Source organism: Kitasatospora sp. MAA19, from assembly GCF_029894125.1.
Lineage (GTDB): Bacteria > Actinomycetota > Actinomycetes > Streptomycetales > Streptomycetaceae > Kitasatospora.
This window is the reverse complement of record NZ_JARXYZ010000026.1, coordinates 1-19,833: the sequence shown is the minus strand read 5'-3', so window position 1 is coordinate 19,833 and position 19,833 is coordinate 1. Positions and strand designations below refer to the sequence as shown.

The following is a 19,833-nucleotide window of genomic DNA, read 5'->3' as shown; positions in this document are numbered from 1 at the left end:
CGACCCGCCCGGGGCCGGAGTCGGGAGCGCGGCAGAACGACGCGCCTCGGCATCCGGGCCGGAGAAAACGACCCGGAACATAACGATCGCTACGTTACGATCGATATGTTTCGCAGTCAAACTTGATGGCGCGATATTTGTCAGGTCTTTACTTCAGTAGCCGAGCACCCCTGCTGCGGTGATATGGCCACCCTGGCGAATATGAAAAACGCACAAATGCTCGTACTCGGTGATTTCCACGACCGCGAGGGGGGCGAACTCGGTGAACCGCAGCGCTCTCATCCGGTACGCGACCGGGCGGGACAGCCGTCCTGCGCTGCGCAGCACCGCGGCCTGCCGGGCCGCCTCCAGCAGCACCATGCCGGGCAGGTGGTCGGACGGGTGGTCAAAGAAGAAGGGGTGCCCCGGATCGCCCGGGCAGACCAGGACCGTGCCGTCCGCGCGGGCCACCACGACGTCGGAGGGCAGCGCGACCCCGACCTCCTCCGGCGACGGCGGGTCGGGCGGCGGGCCGGCGTCGCCGGGTGTCCGGGCGGTACCGGCGCCGCGCAGGGTCGGGTAGGCGAGCCGGTCCACGAAGCGCGTCCCGCCCTCGATCCGGGCGAAGAGCGCGCCCCTCGCGTAGCAGTCCACCCGCAGCCGCATCCCCGTGGGCCGGTGGTTTTCGGCCGAAGTCCGAAGGCCGTGCACCTCGGCCCGGCAGAGCACCGTCGCCGGGCCGTCGCCCCTCGGCTCGGCCGCCGGATCGACCCGGCAGGACACGTCGGTGATCAAGAGGTGGGTGTCCCGCGGTACGCCGTAGTGACACAGCGGCAGGTAGATGCCCAGCTGGCGCGCGGTCTCGACGGCGATCAGCGGGTCGTGCCGCTCGCCGCGTCCGCGCGGGAAGGTGGGATGGGAGCGGGGCCACTGGGCCGCCGCCTCGAAGCGGCCGCCGCCCCGGGCCCGGACGTCGGTCAGCAGCACCTCCGCCACGGCGGCGCGGTGCACCAGTTCGCGGGGAACCGTGCGGGACCAGCTGAGCGGTCGGGCGGGATGCCGGGCCGCCGGGGAAGCAGGGAAATCCAGCATCTTCATATATACAGAAAATATCAATCCTGCTGGGTTCGCATGTCGTCAGTTGGCGTTCCCGCCCGGGATCACTACAGTGCGTGCAAAACCGGGTGATCTTGAAAAGGCAGAGGCGCTTGCAGAATCGAGCTGAGACGACTCGGAGGTCTGTCCTCGAATCAGCTGCTCGGATGTTCGACGAACGCGGATACGCGGGCACGAGCATCAGTGACATCAGCGCGGCCTCGGGACGGACGAGCGGCGCCATCTACTTCCACTACACCAGCAAGGAGAACCTGGCCCGTACCGTCATCGAGGCGCACTTCGCCTCGTGGCCGGAGCTCGTCGCGCGCCACACCGGCACCCTGGCGCCCGCGCTGGAGCAACTCGTCCGGCTGAGCTTCGCGGTGGCGCGGGCCTTCCGCGACGACGTCGTGGTCAGGGCCGGCGCCCGGCTCTGGTCCGAGCGCGCGGCCATCGACGCCGACCTCCCGGTGCCCTTCGTGGGATGGATCGACACGGTCCGCTCCCTGCTCGAACGCGCGGGCACCGAGGGCGAACTCGCCGCCCGCGTCGACCCGGCGACCGCGGCCCACGGCGTGATCTGCGCCTTCTTCGGGCTGCACACCGTCTCCGACGCGATCGACGGACGGCTCAGCATCGAGGACCGCCTGGCGGACCTGTGGCACCTGCTGCTGCCGGGTCTGCAGAAGCACCCCGACCCCGCCGCCCTCCTCGCCGTGGTGCGGCCCGGGCGGGCCTGCCGCACCAACCGGCCGGGCGGCGCGGGGGATTGACGCGGGGATCGATGCCGGGATTGACGCGGAATCGACCCCCGCGGACTCCCGGGAGGGGGCCGATCCGCCCGGCGTCGCTAGCATGGGCAGGCATCGCGCCACCACGTCCCGGGGCCGGCGGCACGACGGCGCCACGCCCCGGGCGGGGGACGGCCGCCGGCACCGTCGACAGCACGGTGGGAAGGGGGCGTCAGGAGTATGGCACCGGTTCAGTGGGCGAGCGGGCCGAGCGGGCAGGGGTGGGTCCAGGTCCTGGAGTTCCTGCTCGCCTTCCTGCTCTCCGGCCTGATCGGAGTCGAGCGGCAGCTCCGCCACAAGGCCGCCGGGCTGCGGACCTACACGACCGTCGGCGCCGGCGCGGCGCTGTTCACCCTGGTGAGCAAGTACGGCTTCACCGACGTCGTGCACACGGGCACGGTCGAGCTGGACCCCTCGCGGATGGCCGCGCAGATCGTGTCGGGGCTCGGCTTCATCGGCGCCGGTGTGATCTTCGTGCACCGGGGCTGGGTCCAGGGGCTGACGACGGCGGCCACGATCTGGCTCACGGCGGCCGTGGGCGCCGCCGCGGCCGCGGGCCTGCCGCTGCTCGCGGCGCTGACCGTCGCGGCGTACTTCGTCGTGTCCTACGCGATAAGGCCGTTGCTGAACCGGCTGCCCGCGCTGCGCCGGGCCGCGGTCTCGTACCGGATCATCTACCGCCCCGGCCAGGAGGTGCTGCGGGAGGTGCTGGACCAGTGCACCCGGGCGGGCTCCGCCGTCCTCGAACTGCGCACGCTGTCCGACGTGGCCGGGGAACTCTCCGGCGAGGCCGCCGAGAAGCCCGTCGAGGTCGCCCTGTCCGTCCAGGGACAGGGCGACGCCGGCGGGCTCACCGCGCAGATCGCCTCGGTGGCCGGAGTGCTCACCTGCATCCGCGGCCGGTCCGACGAGGAGTGACGCCGCGGGGCGGACCGGCCCTACGGCCGACAGCGGTACGACGGGGCCGGGTGCCGGGAAGCTCCACCGGCAGAAGCACGGGCTGCCGTACCTCTGCCGGTGGTGGACGGCTGACGGCCGGACGTCAGCGCGTGCCGACGGCGGGCAGGCGCTCCATGATCCGTTCCATGCCGCTGGTCCAGTTGGCCTCCAGGGCGGCGACCGCCTGCTCCATGTCGCCGTCGAGCAGGCACTGGGCGATCCGCTCGTGCTCCTCGGCGGCGCGTTCGAGGATCGCGTGGTCGCCGACGACCACCCGCTCGTAGCGGTGCAGGGTCAGCTTGAGCGAGTCGATCAGCTCGCGCAGCCGGGCGTTGGCGCAGCCGGAGAGCAACAGCGCGTGCCAGGCGTCGTCGTAGCGCTCTATGGTGCCGTGCGGAGCCTGCGGCGCGGAGAAGGCGCGGGCCTCCGCCAGCAGCCGGGGCGCGATGGCGGACAGGTGCTCCCGGTCGGAGGTCCGCAGCGCCAGGGACTCCAGGGCGATCAGGATGGCCGTGAGGTCGAGGAACTCCTGCCTTCCGGTGGGCGCGAAGCGAAAGCCCTTGCCGCGCTCGCTGGTGATGATGCCTTCGCGCTCCAGGCTGATCAGGGCCTCGCGCAACGGGGTGCGGCTGACGCCCAGTTCCTCCGCGAGGTGGACCTCGTTGATCGACTCGCCGGGGGTGAACCGGCCGTGGCCCAGCCGCTCCAGGAGTTCGTCCTTCACCTGTTCGCGCAGCGGACGCCGCTCGATCGCCATCGGGCTTCCCTTCTTCCTCGGTCCGTAGCGTACCGGCCGGGTGTTGGTCAGGCGGTCCCGGCGCCGTCCACGGCGATGATCGCGCCGCTGACGAACGTGGCGGCGTCACTGGCGAGGAAGGCGACGGTCTGGGCGATGTCCCGAGGCTGGCCGATGCGGCCGAGCGGTCGGTCGGCGGCATCCGCGTAGAAGGCGTCGGGGCTCTCGCCGAGTTGGCGGGCCTCCTCGGCGAGCATACCGGTGTCGCCCGGGCACACGCAGTTGACGCGGATGTTGTCGGGCCCGTGGTCGATGGCCATGGCCCGGGTCATGTTGACGACGGCGCCCTTGGACGCGCAGTAGGAGACGGCCCGGCCGCCGCCCCGGATGCCCCAGCCGGAGCCGGTGTTGACGATGCTGCCGCCGCCGTTCGCGGCCATCAGCGGCACGACCAGGCCGCTGAGCAGCATGATGGAGCGGACGTTGACGGCCATCACCAGGTCCCAGTCGTCGTCGCGGATGTCGCAGACGGTGGACCGGCGGATGATCCCGGCGTTGTTGAACAGCACGTCGACGCCGCCGTGCAGGTCGACGGCGGTGCGCACGACCCGCTCGCAGTCCGCTCGTTGGGAGACGTCGCAGCGTACGAAGGCGCCGCCGGTCTCCTTGGCGGCCTGCTCGCCGCGGTCGGTGTCGCGGTCGGCGAGGACGACGGCCGCGCCGAGTTCGGCCAGCAGGGCGGCGGTGGCCCGGCCGATGCCGGAGGCGGCGCCGGTGACGATGGCGCGCTTGCCGTGGAGGTCGATCACTGGGGGGCTCCTCTTCGGGGCAGGGGGTGCGGCAGGGGCGGGGATGGGGTCAGCCGGTGAGGCGGTAGACGGCGCTGGAGCGGCGGCCGGTGATCACCCGGACGTGCCCGGACAGGGCGTGGTCCAGCGCGGGATCGCCGGTGTCCAGCAGGAGCGGACGGCCGGCGAGGGCGGCGAGCTTCGCCTCGGTGGCGAGGACGAGCAGCCGCTCGGGGCCCGCGGTGCGCAGCAACTCGGGGGTGATCTGCTGGTTTCCGCGGCCGAGCAGGAAGCCCTGGCCGCCGATCGGCGACAGCGCGATCCACGGGGCGGCGGGCAGTGCCAGCAACTGGTCCGCCCGCGCGTCGCGGACCACGATCCGGGCGGTGCCGCCGGGTTCGAGGCGCAGCACGTCGACGCCGCCCGGGCAGGCGTCGGCCGCGCCGAGGGCGGCGGCGACGGCCTGGGTGGTGCCGCCGGGGCCGAGGGCGAGCAGCCCGCCGGGGCCGACCCGTTCGGCGACCTCGGCGGCGATGCCGCCCAGCGCCTCGGGGTCGGTGGCGGAGCTGCCGGTCTTGCGCTGCTGGACCCGGGAGGGCAGGACCGGGACGGTCAGCCACCCGTGGAGGCGGGCGGAGATCCGGCCGTCCCGCAGCGCCGCCTCGTCGCGGTCCATGACCTCGGCGGACACCAGCCGGACGCCCTCGCCGCCGGCCCAGGCGGCGGCCACCTCGGCGGCGGCACGGGGATGGACGGCGAAGACGGCGGAGTGCATCTTGACTCCGGCCGGGATGCCGAGGACGGGCGGGCCGGGCCCCGGCCCCAGAGCGGCGAGGACGTCGCGGGCCGTGCCGTCGCCGCCGCAGAACAGGAGCAGGTCCGTGCCGACCGCGACGAGGGCGCGGACGGCCGCGCGGGTGTCCGCGGCCGTGGTGTCCGGGCCGGCGGGCCGGTGGACCACCGTCGCGTGCAGGCCGGCCGCCTGCGCCGCGTCCGCGCCCATCGGCCCGGCCGCGGTGAGCAGGGTCAGTGACCGTGCCAGCACGTTCAACTGACGTAGTGTCACTTCTGCCCGCAGGGTCGCGGCGGGTCGGGCGCCGAGGGTGCGGGCCCGCCGCTGGACCTCGGCGCCGTCGCTGCCCTTGAGGCCGACCCGGCCGCCGAGGCCGGCGACCGGGTTGACCACGAGCCCGATCCGGATCCCGGTCGTCACGGCTGCTCGCCGAGGACCTTGCGGCGGTAGGAGCGCCAGCTGACGGACCACACCTTCGGGTCGTCCAGCGGCTCGGGCCGGATGCGGTGCACGGTGGAGTTGTGCGGGGCCGTGCGGACGGTCTCCGGCTCCTCGTAGGCCTCGCGGGCGACCTCGGCGAGGATCGCGGCGTACTCGTCCAGGTCGGCGCGGGAGTAGGACTCGGTCGGCTCCAGCGTCATCGGCTCGGGGACGACGTAGGGGTGGTGACTGGTCCAGTAGTGGGTGCCGAAGTCGGCGGCGCGGTAGCCGAGGTCCTCGCTGTGCAGGCCGGTGTCCTCGGCGAGTTGGCGCCAGCTGTAGCGGACCTGTTCGACCCGCGGCCGCCCCTCGGCGTAGGGGACGCTGACGCCGCGGATCCGTTGGACCCGGTGCATCAGGTAGTTGTTGTTGAGCACCGCGATCTCGGCCGCTTCGCGTAGCCCCTCGGCGCCCAGGGACATGATCCAGGCGTAGGCGCGGACCAGGTTCGGGACGACGCCCAGGTACGGGCGGATCTTGCCGATGGACTCCGGCCGGTCGTGGTCGAGGACGTACCGCTCGCCGTCGAACTCGACGGTGGGGCGCGGCAGGTAGGGCGCGAGCTCGGCGGTGACGCCGCAGGCGCCGGCGGCCGGGCCGCCACAGGCGTGCGGGGTGGAGAAGGTCTTGTGCAGGTTGAAGTGGCACAGGTCGAAGCCGGCCTCGCGGGCCCGGGTGATGCCGAGCACGCCGTTGGCGTTGGCCTGGTCGTAGGCGCACAGACCGCCGGCCGCGTGGACGATGCGGACGAACTCGGCGATCCGGGGGTTGTAGATCCCGGTGTCCTCGGGGTTGGTGATGAGCAGCGCGGCGGTGCGGGGGCCGACGGCGGCGCGCAGCGCCTCGATGTCGGGGTAGCCGTCCGCGTCCGGGTGGAGCGTGATCACCTTGAACCCGGCGGTCTTGGCGCAGGCGGCGTTGGAGGGGTGCGAGAAGGCGGTGGTGATGACCTCGTCGCGCTGCTCCGGTTCGCCGCGGGCGGCGAAGTGGGCGCGGATGACGGAGACGTTGGTCCAGATCGCGGCGGATCCGGCGCCGGGCTGCAGCGAGACCCGGTCCATGCCGGACACCTCTTTGAGCAACTGCTCCAGCCGGTGGACGAGTTCGAGCACGCCCTGGACGGTCGTGGCGTCCTGGGCCGGGTGCAGGGCGGCGATCCGCGGGTCGCGGACGAAGGAGTCGTTGACCTTGGGGCTGTACTTCATGGTGCAGGTGCCCTGGCCGACGTCGATGTTGAGGTCGGCGCCGAGGTTCTCCTGGGAGAGCCGCAGGTAGTGGCGGAGCACCTGCTGCTGGCCGAGTTCGGGCAGCGCGGGCGGGGTGCCGCGGCGCAGTGCGGCGGGCAGGCGGTCGGCGGGGCTGCCGACGGCGGCGGTCACGGCGGGTTCGGGCGTCGGGGGCAGGATTCCGCGCTCGCCGGGCGCGCCCAGTTCGAAGATCAGCTTCTCGTCCCAGCGGGCCTGGTGGAAGCGGCGCAGGGCGGGCTTCGGCGCGATCCGCGGGTCGGTCGTCCCGGGCCGGTCGGTGGTCTCGGGCTCGCCGGCGATCGGCTGACGGCCGGCGATCGGGTGATGGTCCGTCACTTGACGATCTCCTCAAGGGCGGCGGCGAGGCGGTCGATGTCGGCCTGGGTGTGGAGCTCGGTGACGCAGTAGCGGCCCTCGCGCTCCCCGGCCGGGGCGCCGGCGTGGAAGCCGCGGTCGAGCAGGGCGGCGGCGATCTCGGCGGCGGTGCGCTCGCCGGTGTAGCGGAGGGTGAAGTCGGCGAAGTGCACGGCCTCGGGGTCGCCCGCCTCCACGCCGGGGACCTCGGCGAGGCGCCGGCGGGCGTAGGCGGTGTGGGCGAGGATCGTCTCGCCGATCTCGCGCATGCCGTGCGGCCCCATCAGCGCGAGGTAGACCCCGGCGGCGATGCCGTGCAGGGCGGCGGCGGTGCCGACCCACTCCTTGCCCTCCTCGCGCAGCGCGAAGGAGGTGCGCTCGTAGGCGACGTCGCCGAAGCCGTACTCGCCCGGCACGTCGGTGGGGACGAGGCCGAAGAGGCGGCTCGGGTACTCGGCGACCAGGCGTTCGTCGTCCTGGCTGGCGATGAAGCCCGCGTTGCCGCCGCCGAAGCTGGGGTGGATGCCGAGCGGCTGGAGGTCGCCGCAGGTGAGGTCGGCGCCGAAGGAGGCGGGCGGGGCGAGCACGCCGAGGCTCAGCGGGTTGGCGCCGACGACGGCCAGCGCGCCCGCCCGGTGGGCGAGTTCGACGTACTGCGGCAGCTCGGGGTCGACCCGGCCGCGGTGGTCGGTCAGCTCGGCGAAGACGGCGGCGGTGTCGCCGGTGGCGAGGGCGGCGTGGACGGCCTCGGGCTCGGCGGGGACGTGCACGAGGTCGTGGATCCCGTGCACGTAGTCGCGGATCCGGGACAGCTTGTCGGGGTCGAGCTCGCCGACGAGGACCAGCCGGCGCCGCCCGGTCGCCCGGCCGGCCATCCGCAGTGCGGTCGCGGCGGCCTGGAAGCCGTCGTAGGTGGGCACGTTGACGACCTCGACCGCCAGCAGCTCGGCCATCAGGGACTGGTACTCCCACAGCGCCTGGAAGCGGCCGTGGTCCTCGTACGGCTCGCCGGCGTAGGCGGTGAGGAACTCGCTGCGGTTGACGACCTCGTCGACCACGGCGGGCACGTGGTGGCGGTAGCACCCGGCGCCGAGGAAGCTGCGGCCGGGCGGGACGGCGGCGTTGCGGGAGAGCAACTCCTCCATGTGGGCGACCAGTCGGGCCTCGGAGCCGAGCGGCTCGGGCAGCCGCAGCGGGCGGTCCAGCCGCAGCGCGGCGGGGATGTCGGCGTAGAACTCCTCGACGGTCCGCGCGCCGATCGCCGCCAGCATCGCGGTCTTGACGTCGGGGGCGGAGTTGGGGATGTACGGGTGGGTTCGGGGAACGCGTGCGGTCATCCTGGCACCTTCCGCGATTTCGGTCACAGGCCTTGACGGCACTGTGTGTGCTGAGTTCTGTATACAGCATTCGGCATTCACTCTTCAGGAGGCAAGATGTCGGGAGGAACGATCTCAACCGGCAGTCGTCGCAGACACGTTGACGGCCCCGGCGGTGGACGGTGCGGGCCCGGCTCGGGCCCCTCCCGCCGCCGTGTCCTCGGCGCCGGGCTGGCCGGCGGCGCGCTGCTGCTGGCCGGGGCGGCGGGCTGCGCCACCGGCGGCGCCGGGACCCCGGACGCCAAGCGGCTGGACGCCGGCTCCGGCGGCAAACTCGCCGGGAAGATCACCGTCTGGTCCTGGGACGTGGCCGCCAAGGCCATGCAGCGGCTCGGCAAGGCCTTCGAACAGGCCCACCCCGGCACCACCATCGACGTCGTCGACATCGGCTACGACAACGCCTACGACAAGATCACCGTCGGACTCAGTGCCGGCAGCGGGCTGCCGGACGTGCTGACCGTCGAGGGCCACCGACTGCCCACCTACATCGGCAACTTCCCCAACGCGCTGGTCGACCTGACCGGCCGGGCCGCCGGCCTCGCCCCGGACTTCGCGCAGGCGGCCTGGCGCACCGTCACCAACGCGGCCGGCCGGGTCTTCGCACTGCCCTGGGACAGCGGCCCCTGCGCCCTCTTCTACCGCCGCGACCACTTCCAGCAGGCCGGCGTCGATCCGGCCGGCCTCGCCACCTGGGACGACTACCTCGCCGCCGGGACCACCCTCAAGGCCCGCACCGGCAAGAAGCTGCTCATCATGGACACCAAGCAGGACAGCACGTTCTCCCTGCTGCTCCAACAGCAGGGCCAGGGCTGGTTCGTGGACGGCAAGGTCGCCGTCGCCTCACCCGCCGCCGAGCAGGCGCTCACCCTGATGAAACAGCTGGTCGACCGGGGCCTCGTCGACTTCGAGGACGGCTGGGACGGCCTGGTCTCCGGCACCCACGACGGCAAGGTCGCCACCACCCCCACCGCCGCCTGGTGGGACGGCACCCTCACCAGCGAGATGGCCGACCTGACCGGCAAGTTCGGCGTCGTGCCGCTGCCCGCGTTCACCCCCGGCGGCTGTCGCACCTCCAACAACGGCGGCTCCACCCTCTCCGTCACCGCACAGAGCAAGAACCCGGAACTGGCCTGGGCGTTCATCTCCGCCCTGCTCGCCGACAAGGCCAACCAGGCCTCGATGATGGAGCACGAGGGACTCTTCCCCGCCTACCTCCCGGCGCTGGACCACCCGTACTTCCAGCAGCCCGACGCCTACTACGCGAACCAGCCGGCCATGCGGCTGTTCGCCGACCTCGCCAGGTCCATCCCCACCGTCGAGGTCACCGCCGACGACTCCAAGGCCGGCGACATCGTCAACACCGCCGTCAACCAGGTGCTGCACGGCGGAGCCGATCCCGGCACCGTGCTGCGCTCCGCCGCCCGCCAGATCGCCACCGCGACCAGTCGCCAGCCGGCCCCGTAGGGACACGCGCCATGACCAGTCTCCAGGCCCCCGCCCCCGAGGTGGCCGCCGTACCCGTGCGGACCGCGCGCACCCGGCGACGACGGCTGCCGCGCTCCGCGGCCTGGCTCTTCGCCGGGCCCACGGCCGTGCTCTTCATCCTCTTCTTCGCCTATCCGCTCGGCGCCAGCCTCTACCAGAGCTTCACCGCCCGCCGCGACGGCGTCACCGTCTGGGTCGGGCTGGACCAGTACCGGCGGATGCTGGACGACCCGGCCTTCCTGCACTCCCTGGTCAACACCGCGATGATCCTGGCCGTCCAGGTGCCCGTGATGATCGGGCTGGCGCTGGTGCTGGCCGTCCTGCTGAACCAGTCCTGGCTGCGGTTCCGGGCCGGCTGGCGGGCGGTCTTCTTCCTGCCCGCGGTCACCACGCTGGTCGCCTACGCCGTCGTCTTCCAGGTCCTGCTGCGCACCGACGGCGGCCTGGCCAACCAGCTCCTGCACGCGCTCGGCGCCGGCCCGGTCGACTGGCTGAACTCGCCCACCTGGGCCCGGATCTCCCTGATCGGCTCGGTCACCTGGCGCTGGACCGGCTACAACGCCGTCATCCTGCTCGCCGGCCTGCACGCCATTGGCCGGGACCAGTACGAGGCCGCCGCCCTCGACGGCGCGGGCACGCTGCGCACCTACACCAGTGTGATCCTGCCGCAGCTGCGGCCGGTGGTGCTGTTCTGCGTCATCACCTCCACCATCGGCACGCTCCAACTCTTCGACGAGAACTACGTGCTGACGCGCGGCGGCCCCGGCGACGCGACCCTCACCCCGGTGGTCTACCTGTACAAGGTCGGCTTCCAGCAGCTCGACTTCGGCTACGCGGCCGCGATCGCCTGGGTCGTGGTGCTGGTCATCGCCGCGGTCTCCCTCCTCCAGTTCCGGCTCTACGGAAGGGAACGCCGCCGGTGAGCCCCACCTCCGCCCCCACCCCTGCCGCCGCCCGTACCCGTCCCCGTACCCGGCCGTTGCCCGCCCGGCTCGGCCGCGGCGCCGTGCTGCTCGCGCTCGCCCTCGGAGCCGTCGTCAGCCTGGTGCCCTTCGTCTGGATGCTGATCGCGAGCACCCACAGCAGCTCCGAGCTCTTCCACTCCCCGCCGCCGTTCCTGCCCGGCGGGGACCTGCTGCGCAACCTGGCCCACCTGCAGCAGAGCATCGGCTTCGGCCGGGTGCTGCTCAACAGCCTGGGCATCGCCGTCGTCTACACCGCGCTGAGCTCGGTGCTGTCGGCGATGTGCGGCTACGGGCTGGCCAAGTACCGTTTCCGGGGCCGCGGGCTGCTGCTCGGGCTGGTGCTGGCGACCATGATGATCCCGCTGCAGGTGCTGCTCGTCCCGCTGTTCCAGATGATGGCCAGCGTCGGCTGGATCGACAGCTACCAGGCGGTCATCCTGCCCTTCCTGGCCAACTCCTTCGGCATCCTGCTGATGCGCCAGGGCTTCCTGGACTTCCCCGACGAACTGCTGGAGTCCGCGCGCATCGACGGCTCCGGCGAACTGCGCACCTTCTACCAGGTGGTCCTGCCCTGCGTGCGGCCGCAGCTGGGCGCGCTGGTGATCTTCACCTTCATGGGCCAGTGGAACAGCTTCATCTGGCCGCTGCTGATGCTCAACACCGAGGACAAGTACACCGTGCCGGTCGCGCTCAACACACTGACCGGGCTCACCCACGTCGACTACTCCGGCCTCATGCTCGGCTCCCTGCTGGCCACCCTCCCGCTGGTGCTGCTCTTCCTGCTCTTCCAGCGGCAGTTCGTGGCCGGCCTGCTCGGCGGAGCGCTGAAAGGATGACCGCCCGCATGAACGCACTCACCCGTGTGTCCGGCCTCCTCTACGGCGGGGACTGGAACCCCGAGCAGTGGCCCGAGGAGGTGTGGGCGGAGGACGTGAAGCTGATGGCCGAGGCCGGGGTCAACCTGGTCACCGTCGGCGTCTTCTCCTGGGCCCGCCTCCAACCGGCCGCCGACGTCTGGGACTTCGGCTGGCTGGACCGGCTGCTCGACCTCGTCCACGGCCACGGCATCGCCGTCGACCTGGCCACCGCCACCGCCTCGCCGCCGGCGTGGCTGGTGCGGGCCCACCCGGAGCTGCTGCCCGTCACCGCCGACGGCGTCCGGCTGGAGTTCGGCTCGCGTCAGCACTACTGTCCCTCCTCCGCCGTCTACCGGGCCGCCGCCGCCCGGCTCACCCGGGCCCTGGCCGAGCGCTACCGCGACCACCCGGCGCTGGCCCTGTGGCACATCCACAACGAGTACGGCGACCACGTCCAGGAGTGCTTCTGCCCCGCCTCCGCCGCCGACTTCCGGCGCTGGCTGCGCGAGCGCCACGGCACCGTCGAGGAGCTCAACCGGTCCTGGGGGACGGCCTTCTGGTCCCAGCGGTACGGGTCGTTCGACGAGATCGAGCCGCCGCGCACCGCGCCCGGACCGGTCAACCCGACCCAACTGCTGGACTGGCGCCGGTTCTGCTCGGACGCGCTGCTGGCCCTCCACCGCACCGAGAAGGCCGTCCTCGACGAGGTCTCGCCCGGCGTGCCGGTCACCACCAACTTCATGTCGATGCTCAAGTCGCTGGACTACTGGGAGTGGAGCCGCCACGAGGACCTCGTCTCCGACGACGCCTACCCCGACCCGGCGGACCCCCGCGCGCACGTCAACGCGGCCATGAACTACGACCTGATGCGCTCGCTCAAGGGCGGCAAGCCGTGGCTGCTGATGGAGCAGGCCCCCTCGGCCGTCAGCTGGCGTCCCGTCAACCTGCCGAAGCGGCCCGGACTGTACCGGCTCTGGTCACTGCAGGCCCTGGCCCGGGGCGCGGACGGGATACTGCACTTCCAGTGGCGGGCCTCGGTGGCCGGGGCCGAGAAGTTCCACAGCGCGATGCTGCCGCACCGCGGCACGGCCTCGCGCGGCTGGCGCGAGACCGTCCGGTTCGGCGCCGACCTGCGCCGGCTGGGGGAGCTCGCGGGTACCCGGATGCGCGGGCAGGCGGCCGTCCTGCTCGACTGGGACAGCTGGTGGGCACTGGAGCTGGACGACCACCCCTCCGCGCGGATGCGCTGGCCCGACCTGCTCCGGCCCTGGTACGCGGCGCTCCACGACCGCGGCGTGACCGTGGACTTCGTCCCGCCCACCGGAGCGTTCGACGGCTACCGGCTGCTGCTCGCCCCCAACCTGTACCTGCTCGACACCGCCACCGCCGACCGGCTCACCGCCTTCGTCACGGCGGGCGGCCACCTGGTCTGCGGCCCGTTCAGCGGCATCAGCGACCGGCACGACCACATCCACCCCGGCGGCCACCCGGGGCCGTTGCGGCCGCTGTTCGGCGTCGTCGTCGACGAGCACTGGCCGATCCCCGACGGGGCGGCGACCGCCGTCCGGCTCGACCAGGGCGGGGCGGAGCTCCGGGCGGAGCACTGGAGCGAGTGGATCGACACCGAGGGCGCCGAGACCGTCGCCCGCTACGCCTCCGGAGAACTGGCCGGCCTCCCGGCCGTCACCCGGCACCGGCACGGCACGGGCAGCGCCTGGTACCTCGGCTGCCACCTCGGCGCGGACGTCGGCCGGGTGCTCGACCTGCCGCTCGCCGAGGCCGGGGTGGCCGCCGAGGTGGCGGACCTGCCGACGGGCGTGGAGGCCACCCGCCGCCGCGCCGAGGACGGCACCGGCTACCTGTTCCTGCTCAACCACGGCTCCGCCGCGTGCCGGGTGACGCTGGGCGAGCCCGGCACCGACCTGCTCACCGGCACCGACGTCGCCGAGGGCGTCACCCTCGCACCGCTGGGCGCCGCCGTCGTCCGGGTCCGCCCGGTGCCCCGCACCTCTGCCTCCCCGTCCCCCTCCACCCCTGCCGAGGAGCGCGCATGAAGCCGCTGACCCGCCGCCACGTCCTGGCCACCACGGTCGCCGCCGGCACCGCCCTCGCCGCGGGTGGCGTCGCGCCGGCGGCCGTCGCCGACGAGCGCCCCACCTCCCCGGCCGACGACGGCACCGCGGGCCCGGCCGGCAACGGCACCGCAGCCCTGCTCGACCGCTACGCCGACGTCCTCGACCTGCACGGCACACCCGCGCAGGCGTACCCCGGCGACGCCGGGGGCAACAACCCGATCAACGTCTTCGCCGACCTGGGCGCCTGGCACGCCTACGCCCTGCCGCGCCCGCAGGAGCCGCTCGGCGGTTTCACCGGCCCTCTCCACGTGGCCCAGGAGTACCCGTGGTGGCTCAGCGACGGCCTCAGCCGGATCCACCTGAGCGAGCAGGGCCGGGCGCTGGACCTCGCAGGCGGCGCAGCCCCCCGGCTCACCTCGCTGCCCGGCCTGCTGCGGCAGTCCTACGAGCTCGGCGGCGGACTGGAGCTCACCCTGGAACTGCGCTTCGCGGGCAACCGCACCGCCCTGGTCCGGGCGCGGCTGGCCAACGACGGCGCGGGCGAGCGGACCCTGCGGGTCGCCTGGACCGGGACGCTGCTCCGCCCGGCCGACGCCCCGCAGCGTGACGCCCCCCACCTGGTCGCCGCCGAGCGCGGCGTAGCCGTCCGGTTCGCGCGCGTGCGGCGGACGTGGGACTACCTCACCGACGGCACCGAGCGCTTCGAGGTCCGCCACGCCGCGCCGGTCCGCACCATCGTCAGCGGCGACAGCCACCGCACCGAACTGGCCGACGCCGTACGGCTGGCACCGGGCGCGGCCCGCACCCTGGCCTGGACCGAGAGCTACACGTTCACCGAGGCCGAGTACGCCCGCGCCGCCGCCGAGGCGGACGCCGCGCTGCGCGCCCCGGACCGGGTCGCGGCGGCGGGCGCCGCCCGTTGGGCCGGGTACGTCGCCCGGGCGACCGAGGGCGTCCCGGCCGCGCGCCGCCGGGCGGCCGTCAAGTGCGTACAGACCCTCGTCACCAACTGGCGCAGCCCGGCCGGGCGGATCCGGCACGACGCGATCACGCCCTCGCTCTCGTACAAGTGGTTCAGCGGGGTCTGGGCCTGGGACACCTGGAAGCAGGCCGCCGGCACCGCCGTCTTCGCCCCCGGCCTCGCCGCCGACCAGATCCGGGCGATGTTCGACCACCAGATCCGACCCGACTCCGCCGACCGCCCGCAGGACGCCGGGATGATCCCGGACTGCGTCTTCTACAACGACCCGAGCACCGGCGGCGGCAACTGGAACGAGCGCAACTCCAAGCCCCCGCTGGCCGCCTGGGCGGTCTGGGAGGTCTACCGGCACGGCGGCGACCGCGCGTTCCTGCGCGAGATGCTGCCCAAGCTGACCGCCTACCAGGAGTGGTGGTACCGCAACCGGGACCACGAGGGCGAGGGCCTGTGCGAGTACGGCGCCACGGTCGACCCGGGCAACGCCGCCCCGCAGGACTGCGTCCTGGCGGCGGCCTGGGAGTCCGGCATGGACAACGCGCCGCGCTTCGACGCCGCGCTCGGCACCACGGTCGTCGCCAACCACGGCGCGCAGGGGGCCCTGCTGGGCTGGTCCCTGACCCAGCGGTCCGTCGACCTGAACGCCTACCTGGCCGCCGACCACCGCTCGCTGGCCGCCATCGCCGCCGAACTGGGCGACCGTGCCACCGCCCAGCGGCTGCGCGGCCGGGCCGACGCGATCGACCGGGCCGTGCGCGACACCATGTTCGACCCGGCCACGGGCTGGTTCCACGACACGGACCTGGCCACCGGGGCCCGGCTCACCGGCCGCGGACGCGGCATCGAGGGTGCGATCCCGCTCTGGTCCGGCACCGCCACCCCCGCCCAGGCCCGGGCGGTGCGCAGGCTGCTGCTCGACCCGGCGGAGTTCGGCACCGCGCTGCCGTTCCCGACGGTGGCCCGCAGTTCCGCGTACTTCGATCCGGCCGGGTACTGGCGCGGGCTGGCCTGGCTCGACCAGACCTACTTCGCCATCGAGGGCCTGCGCCGGTACGGCTGGAACCAGGACGCCCGGCAGGCGACGGACCGGCTGCTGGCGACGGCCGCCGGCCTCGGCGGTGACGGGCCGCTGCGGGAGAACTACGACCCGCTGACGGGGGAGGGGCGGAACTCCACCAACTTCAGCTGGTCCGCCGCCCTGCTCCTGCTGCTCCTGCGCAGCTGACCGGCGCTTCGAGGTACCCGCCCGGCCCTGGCATGATCGGTGCATGAACGAACGACTCATCGCAGCCTGTGACGGAGCGGCCAAGGGCAACCCCGGGCCGGCGGCCTGGGCCTACGTGGTCGCGGACGCCGCCGGGGTGCCGCAGCGCTGGCAGGCCGGTCCGCTCGGGCACAGCACCAACAACGTGGGCGAGCTGACGGCGTTGGAGCAGCTGCTGGTCGCGACGGACCCCGCCGTACCGCTGGAGGTCCGTCTCGACAGCACGTACACCCGCGACGCGGTGACGAAGTGGCTGGTCGGCTGGAAGCGCAACGGCTGGAAGACCGCCGCCGGCAAGCCGGTGGCCAACCAGGCGCTGATCCAGCACATCGACGCGCTCCTGGAGGGGCGGGACGTCACCTTCGTGTACGTGCCCGCCCACCAGGTGAACGGCGACCCGCTGAACGCCATCGCCGACAAGGCCGCCAGCGACGCCGCCCGCCGCCAGGAGGCCGCGGGCGGGACGGGCGCCGACCTCCCCGAGCCGGAACCGGCCCGGACCTCCCCCTCGCGCGGCGCCCGCACCGCCTCCTCGGCCGGGTCGAAGCCGAAGCGGGCCTCCTCGGGAGGCTCGCGGACCCTGTCCGCCCGATTCGCCGGCACCTGCCCGTGCACCCGTCCCTACGCCAAGGGCGACACGATCACCAAGGTGGGCGGTAGCTGGGGACACCCGGAGTGCGTGGGCGCCCACGCCTGAGCCTCGGGTCCGGGTGCGTTCGGGCTGCCGGCCTCGAGGGCCGTCGCTGTGGCGGTGGCCGTCGCGGCCCGGCCCCGTCCGCCGGCCTGGGACACGCCGCTGCCGGAGCCCGGCGGCGCCTGGACCCGGAGGCCGAGTGCCCGGCGGCGCCTGAATCCGGAGGCCGAGTGCCCCGAGGCCGGGCGCCCGACGGCTCGCTACCTCTCGGCCGGCTCGACGGCGCTCAGCGGGGTGGCCAGCGACTCCAGGCTGCGCCCCTCCGCCCGGATGCCGATCGCGGCCTCCACCAGCCCCGCGGCCGTCATCAGCGCCGCCCCGATGCAGAACGCCAGCGTGGTCTGCGAGACCTTCCCGCTGCTCACCAGGCCGTTGAAGAGCAGCGGTCCGCTGATGCCGCCGACCGCCGTGCCGACGGCGTAGAAGAAGGCGATGGACATCGCCCTGGTCTCCAGCGGGAAGATCTCGCTGACCGTCAGGTAGGCCGCGCTGGCCCCGGCGGAGGCCAGGAAGAGCACGGCCGTCCAACAGGCCGTCATGCCGGTGGCGGAGAGGGCGCCGCGCTGGAAGAGCGCGGCGGTGCCGAACAGGAGCAGCCCGGAGCCGATGTACGTGCCGGCGATCATCGGCACCCGCCCGACCGAGTCGAAGAGGTGGCCGAGCAGCAGTGGGCCGAGGAAGTTGCCGACCGCGATCACCGCGAAGTAGTAGCCGGTGTCGCCCTCCGGCACGTCGAAGTACGTGGTCAGGATGACGGCGTAGCCGAAGGTCACCGAGTTGTAGAGGAACGCCTGGCCGATGAACAGCGCGAGACCGAGCACCGTGCGGCGTGGGTAGCGGCGGATGACGGTGCGGGCGAGGGTGACGAAGCCGAGCGGGCCGCGCTCCCGGATCCTGATCGGCTTCCCGGTGACCGGCGGCAGCGGTCGGCCGGTCTCCCGCTCCACGATCTCCTCGGCCCCGGCCACCACCGTCTCGGCCTCCTCGGCCCGCCCGTGGGTGAACAGCCAGCGCGGACTCTCCGGAACGTGCCGGCGGACCAGCAGGATCGCCAGCCCCAGCACCACGCCCATCCCGAAGGCGAGCCGCCAGCCCACGTCCGTCGCGAAGAGCGAGGTGTCGAGCAGCGCGACGGACGCGAAGGCGCCGATCGCGGCGCCGACCCAGAAACTGCCGTTGATGATCAGGTCGATTCGGCCGCGCACCCGGGCCGGGATCAGCTCGTCGATCGCCGAGTTGATCGCCGCGTACTCGCCGCCGATGCCGAAGCCGGTGAAGAAGCGGCAGAGGAAGAAGAACCAGGCCGTCCAGGAGAGCGAGGTGATGGCGGTCGCCGCCAGGTACACGGCGAGCGTCAGCATGAACAGTTTCTTGCGCCCGAGCCGGTCGGTCAGCCAGCCGAAGAACAGCGCCCCGCTGCAGGCGCCCGCCACGTAGGTCGCGGCGGCGACGGTGGTCACCTGGGCCGTCGTGATGCTGATGCCGCTGCCGGGCTGCGCGAGCCGGGCCGCCATGTTGCCGACGATGGTGACCTCCAGGCCGTCCAGGATCCAGACGGTGCCCAGGCCGATGACGATCCGCCAGTGCCAGCGGGACCACGGCAACCGGTCCAGCCTCGCCGGCACGTCGGTCTCGACGACCAGGGATCCACCGGCGGGATCGGCCGGTGTCCGTGGTGCGGACGGCTTCGCGTGATCGGCCACGACGGGCCTCCTTCGCTCCTCGAAACGGAAGGCCCCGCGTCTGCCCGCTTCGCCCGCGACCACACCGGGGCACGTTCGTCACGCTCGGTGATCGGTGACGCCCTCTCCGTCATTCTGCCCGGGGGTCGGAGGGGACGCGGGGACGATGCGGTCCTCTCGTGTCGCCGGGGTACCGGGAGGCCGGTGCCCGTCGTGCGGCGGGTGGCGCGCTCCCGGGCACAGCCGTGGCGGCTGCGCCCGGCGGGCCGGGGCCAGGGAGCGGGCCTACTGCTCGACGTACTTGCGCAACACCTGCTGGTAGTCCGCGAACTCGGGCTCAGTGTGCAGCTTGGAGACGTCCTTCTTCAGGTAGGCCATGCCCGGGTAGCTGGGCTTCGCACTGCCGAGCAGCTGCTCGGTGCCGACCTTCCTGCCGGTCCTGGTCTCGTACACGCTCACCTCGTACGTGCCCCGGTAGAGCTTGAGGGAGTCCGAGGTGAACGTGCAGTCGGTCAGGAACTCGGCCTCGCCGGGCGAGTCCAGACAGGCGATCAGCTGGACGCGGTACGGGTCCAGGTGCGTCCCGCTCCAGTGGTCCGGAGAGCCGCCGGCCGGGGCGGCGGGGTGCCGGACCGGATTCCGCCGGGATTTCCAGGCTGCCTCCCCTGCTCCCTTTCCGGCGCCTTTCCCGGTGATTTCCCGGGGAGGTCGAGGAGGGGTCGAGAGGCGGTGGAAAGGTCTTTCCGGCGGGGGTGGGCTGTGTTGTGGTGGGTGGTGGTGGAACCCTGGCCGCGGCCTCGTGGGCGGCCTCGTGGGCGGCCTTGCACGGGCGGACAGCCGCTGGTGGGCGGTGTAGACGCTCGCGCATGGACGTGAGTGCGGTGGCTATGGTTCGCCGACTCGGGGTGGATTTGAATGGTGCCATGACGACGAACCGAACGGGCTCGCAGATCGGACGGAGCCCCCGGATCGCGTCGGACCGGCCGGACGCCCTCGGCGTCTTCGGCGGGTCGGTCCCGTCGGTTTTCTCCGTTTCTTCGAATGAGGTGGTTGTGATGACGCGTAAGGGTGTTGTGGATCTCCCGGTCGATGCCGGTGTGGTGCTCGTGGTGGGTGGCACGGGTAAGACGGGTCGGCGGGTGGCGGAGCGGTTGTCGGTGCTGGGGTACGGGGTGCGGGTGGGGTCGCGGTCGGGGGCGGTGCCGTTCGACTGGCATGACGAGGGGACGTGGGGTGCGGCGTTGGAGGGGGTGAGTG

The 19,833-nt window shown here is 73.1% G+C and carries 16 protein-coding genes and 1 pseudogene; 9 read left to right on the top strand and 8 right to left on the bottom strand.

The window, feature by feature from the left end; genetic code table 11:
• Nucleotides 1-153: 153 nt before the first annotated feature.
• On the bottom strand, nucleotides 154-1,077 hold the full coding sequence (locus tag P3T27_RS30180; protein WP_280684187.1) for a ScbA/BarX family gamma-butyrolactone biosynthesis protein: 924 nt from the start codon (nucleotides 1,075-1,077) through the stop codon (nucleotides 154-156).
• Between the two features lie 110 nt (nucleotides 1,078-1,187).
• Between P3T27_RS30180 and P3T27_RS30175 the strand changes: the two genes are divergently transcribed.
• The gene (locus P3T27_RS30175; RefSeq protein ID WP_280684184.1) at nucleotides 1,188-1,847 is read left to right on the top strand and encodes a ScbR family autoregulator-binding transcription factor; all 660 of its coding nucleotides are present in this window, start codon (nucleotides 1,188-1,190) and stop codon (nucleotides 1,845-1,847) included.
• Between the two features lie 198 nt (nucleotides 1,848-2,045).
• Nucleotides 2,046-2,783 (top strand): MgtC/SapB family protein, encoded by a 738-nt coding sequence (locus P3T27_RS30170; protein ID WP_280684172.1) that lies wholly within the window; start codon nucleotides 2,046-2,048, stop codon nucleotides 2,781-2,783.
• Between the two features lie 124 nt (nucleotides 2,784-2,907).
• Here P3T27_RS30170 and P3T27_RS30165 read toward each other — a convergent pair whose 3' ends face one another.
• Genes P3T27_RS30165 through gcvPA form a run of 5 tightly spaced genes read right to left on the bottom strand, consistent with a single transcriptional unit; the run spans nucleotide 2,908 to nucleotide 8,539 of the window.
• Nucleotides 2,908-3,561: a GntR family transcriptional regulator gene (locus P3T27_RS30165; protein WP_280684170.1), complete on the bottom strand. Its 654-nt coding sequence runs from the start codon at nucleotides 3,559-3,561 to the stop codon at nucleotides 2,908-2,910.
• A 47-nt stretch (nucleotides 3,562-3,608) separates the two neighbouring features.
• The gene (locus P3T27_RS30160) at nucleotides 3,609-4,349 is read right to left on the bottom strand and encodes a glucose 1-dehydrogenase (protein ID WP_280684168.1); all 741 of its coding nucleotides are present in this window, start codon (nucleotides 4,347-4,349) and stop codon (nucleotides 3,609-3,611) included.
• Nucleotides 4,350-4,398: 49 nt separating this feature from the next.
• Nucleotides 4,399-5,541 carry an NAD(+)/NADH kinase gene (locus tag P3T27_RS30155; RefSeq protein WP_280684166.1) on the bottom strand — a complete coding sequence of 381 codons (1,143 nt, stop codon included), beginning with the start codon at nucleotides 5,539-5,541 and terminating at the stop codon, nucleotides 4,399-4,401.
• Nucleotides 5,538-7,184, bottom strand: a complete 1,647-nt coding sequence (gene gcvPB, locus P3T27_RS30150) for an aminomethyl-transferring glycine dehydrogenase subunit GcvPB (RefSeq protein WP_280684164.1) — start codon at nucleotides 7,182-7,184, stop codon at nucleotides 5,538-5,540. The genes P3T27_RS30155 and gcvPB overlap by 4 nt, the downstream gene beginning before the upstream one ends.
• Nucleotides 7,181-8,539 carry an aminomethyl-transferring glycine dehydrogenase subunit GcvPA gene (gene gcvPA, locus P3T27_RS30145; RefSeq protein ID WP_280684162.1) on the bottom strand — a complete coding sequence of 453 codons (1,359 nt, stop codon included), beginning with the start codon at nucleotides 8,537-8,539 and terminating at the stop codon, nucleotides 7,181-7,183. The genes gcvPB and gcvPA overlap by 4 nt, the downstream gene beginning before the upstream one ends.
• 96 nt (nucleotides 8,540-8,635) lie before the next feature.
• Between gcvPA and P3T27_RS30140 the strand changes: the two genes are divergently transcribed.
• Genes P3T27_RS30140 through P3T27_RS30115 form a run of 6 tightly spaced genes read left to right on the top strand, consistent with a single transcriptional unit; the run spans nucleotide 8,636 to nucleotide 16,897 of the window.
• Nucleotides 8,636-10,042, top strand: a complete 1,407-nt coding sequence (locus P3T27_RS30140; protein ID WP_280684160.1) for a sugar ABC transporter substrate-binding protein — start codon at nucleotides 8,636-8,638, stop codon at nucleotides 10,040-10,042.
• A gap of 11 nt (nucleotides 10,043-10,053) precedes the next feature.
• A complete protein-coding gene (locus tag P3T27_RS30135) occupies nucleotides 10,054-10,986 on the top strand; it encodes a sugar ABC transporter permease (protein WP_280684158.1) in 933 nt (310 codons plus the stop codon).
• Nucleotides 10,983-11,864, top strand: coding sequence for a carbohydrate ABC transporter permease (locus P3T27_RS30130; RefSeq protein ID WP_280684156.1), 882 nt, complete (start codon nucleotides 10,983-10,985; stop codon nucleotides 11,862-11,864). Before P3T27_RS30135 ends, P3T27_RS30130 begins: the two co-directional genes overlap by 4 nt.
• Before the next feature lie 8 nt (nucleotides 11,865-11,872).
• The gene (locus P3T27_RS30125; protein WP_280684154.1) at nucleotides 11,873-13,939 is read left to right on the top strand and encodes a beta-galactosidase; all 2,067 of its coding nucleotides are present in this window, start codon (nucleotides 11,873-11,875) and stop codon (nucleotides 13,937-13,939) included.
• Complete coding sequence (locus P3T27_RS30120; protein ID WP_280684151.1) at nucleotides 13,936-16,161, top strand: trehalase family glycosidase; 2,226 nt, start codon at nucleotides 13,936-13,938, stop codon at nucleotides 16,159-16,161. Before P3T27_RS30125 ends, P3T27_RS30120 begins: the two co-directional genes overlap by 4 nt.
• Before the next feature lie 43 nt (nucleotides 16,162-16,204).
• Nucleotides 16,205-16,897, top strand: a complete 693-nt coding sequence (locus tag P3T27_RS30115; RefSeq protein ID WP_280684150.1) for a ribonuclease H — start codon at nucleotides 16,205-16,207, stop codon at nucleotides 16,895-16,897.
• 197 nt (nucleotides 16,898-17,094) lie between these two features.
• Here P3T27_RS30115 and P3T27_RS30110 read toward each other — a convergent pair whose 3' ends face one another.
• Nucleotides 17,095-18,537 (bottom strand): MFS transporter, encoded by a 1,443-nt coding sequence (locus tag P3T27_RS30110; protein ID WP_280684288.1) that lies wholly within the window; start codon nucleotides 18,535-18,537, stop codon nucleotides 17,095-17,097.
• Between the two features lie 324 nt (nucleotides 18,538-18,861).
• The gene (locus P3T27_RS30105) at nucleotides 18,862-19,029 is read right to left on the bottom strand and encodes a hypothetical protein (RefSeq protein ID WP_280684148.1); all 168 of its coding nucleotides are present in this window, start codon (nucleotides 19,027-19,029) and stop codon (nucleotides 18,862-18,864) included.
• A gap of 470 nt (nucleotides 19,030-19,499) precedes the next feature.
• Between P3T27_RS30105 and P3T27_RS30100 the strand changes: the two are divergent.
• Nucleotides 19,500-19,833: pseudogene (locus P3T27_RS30100) on the top strand (hypothetical protein); the annotation flags it as partial.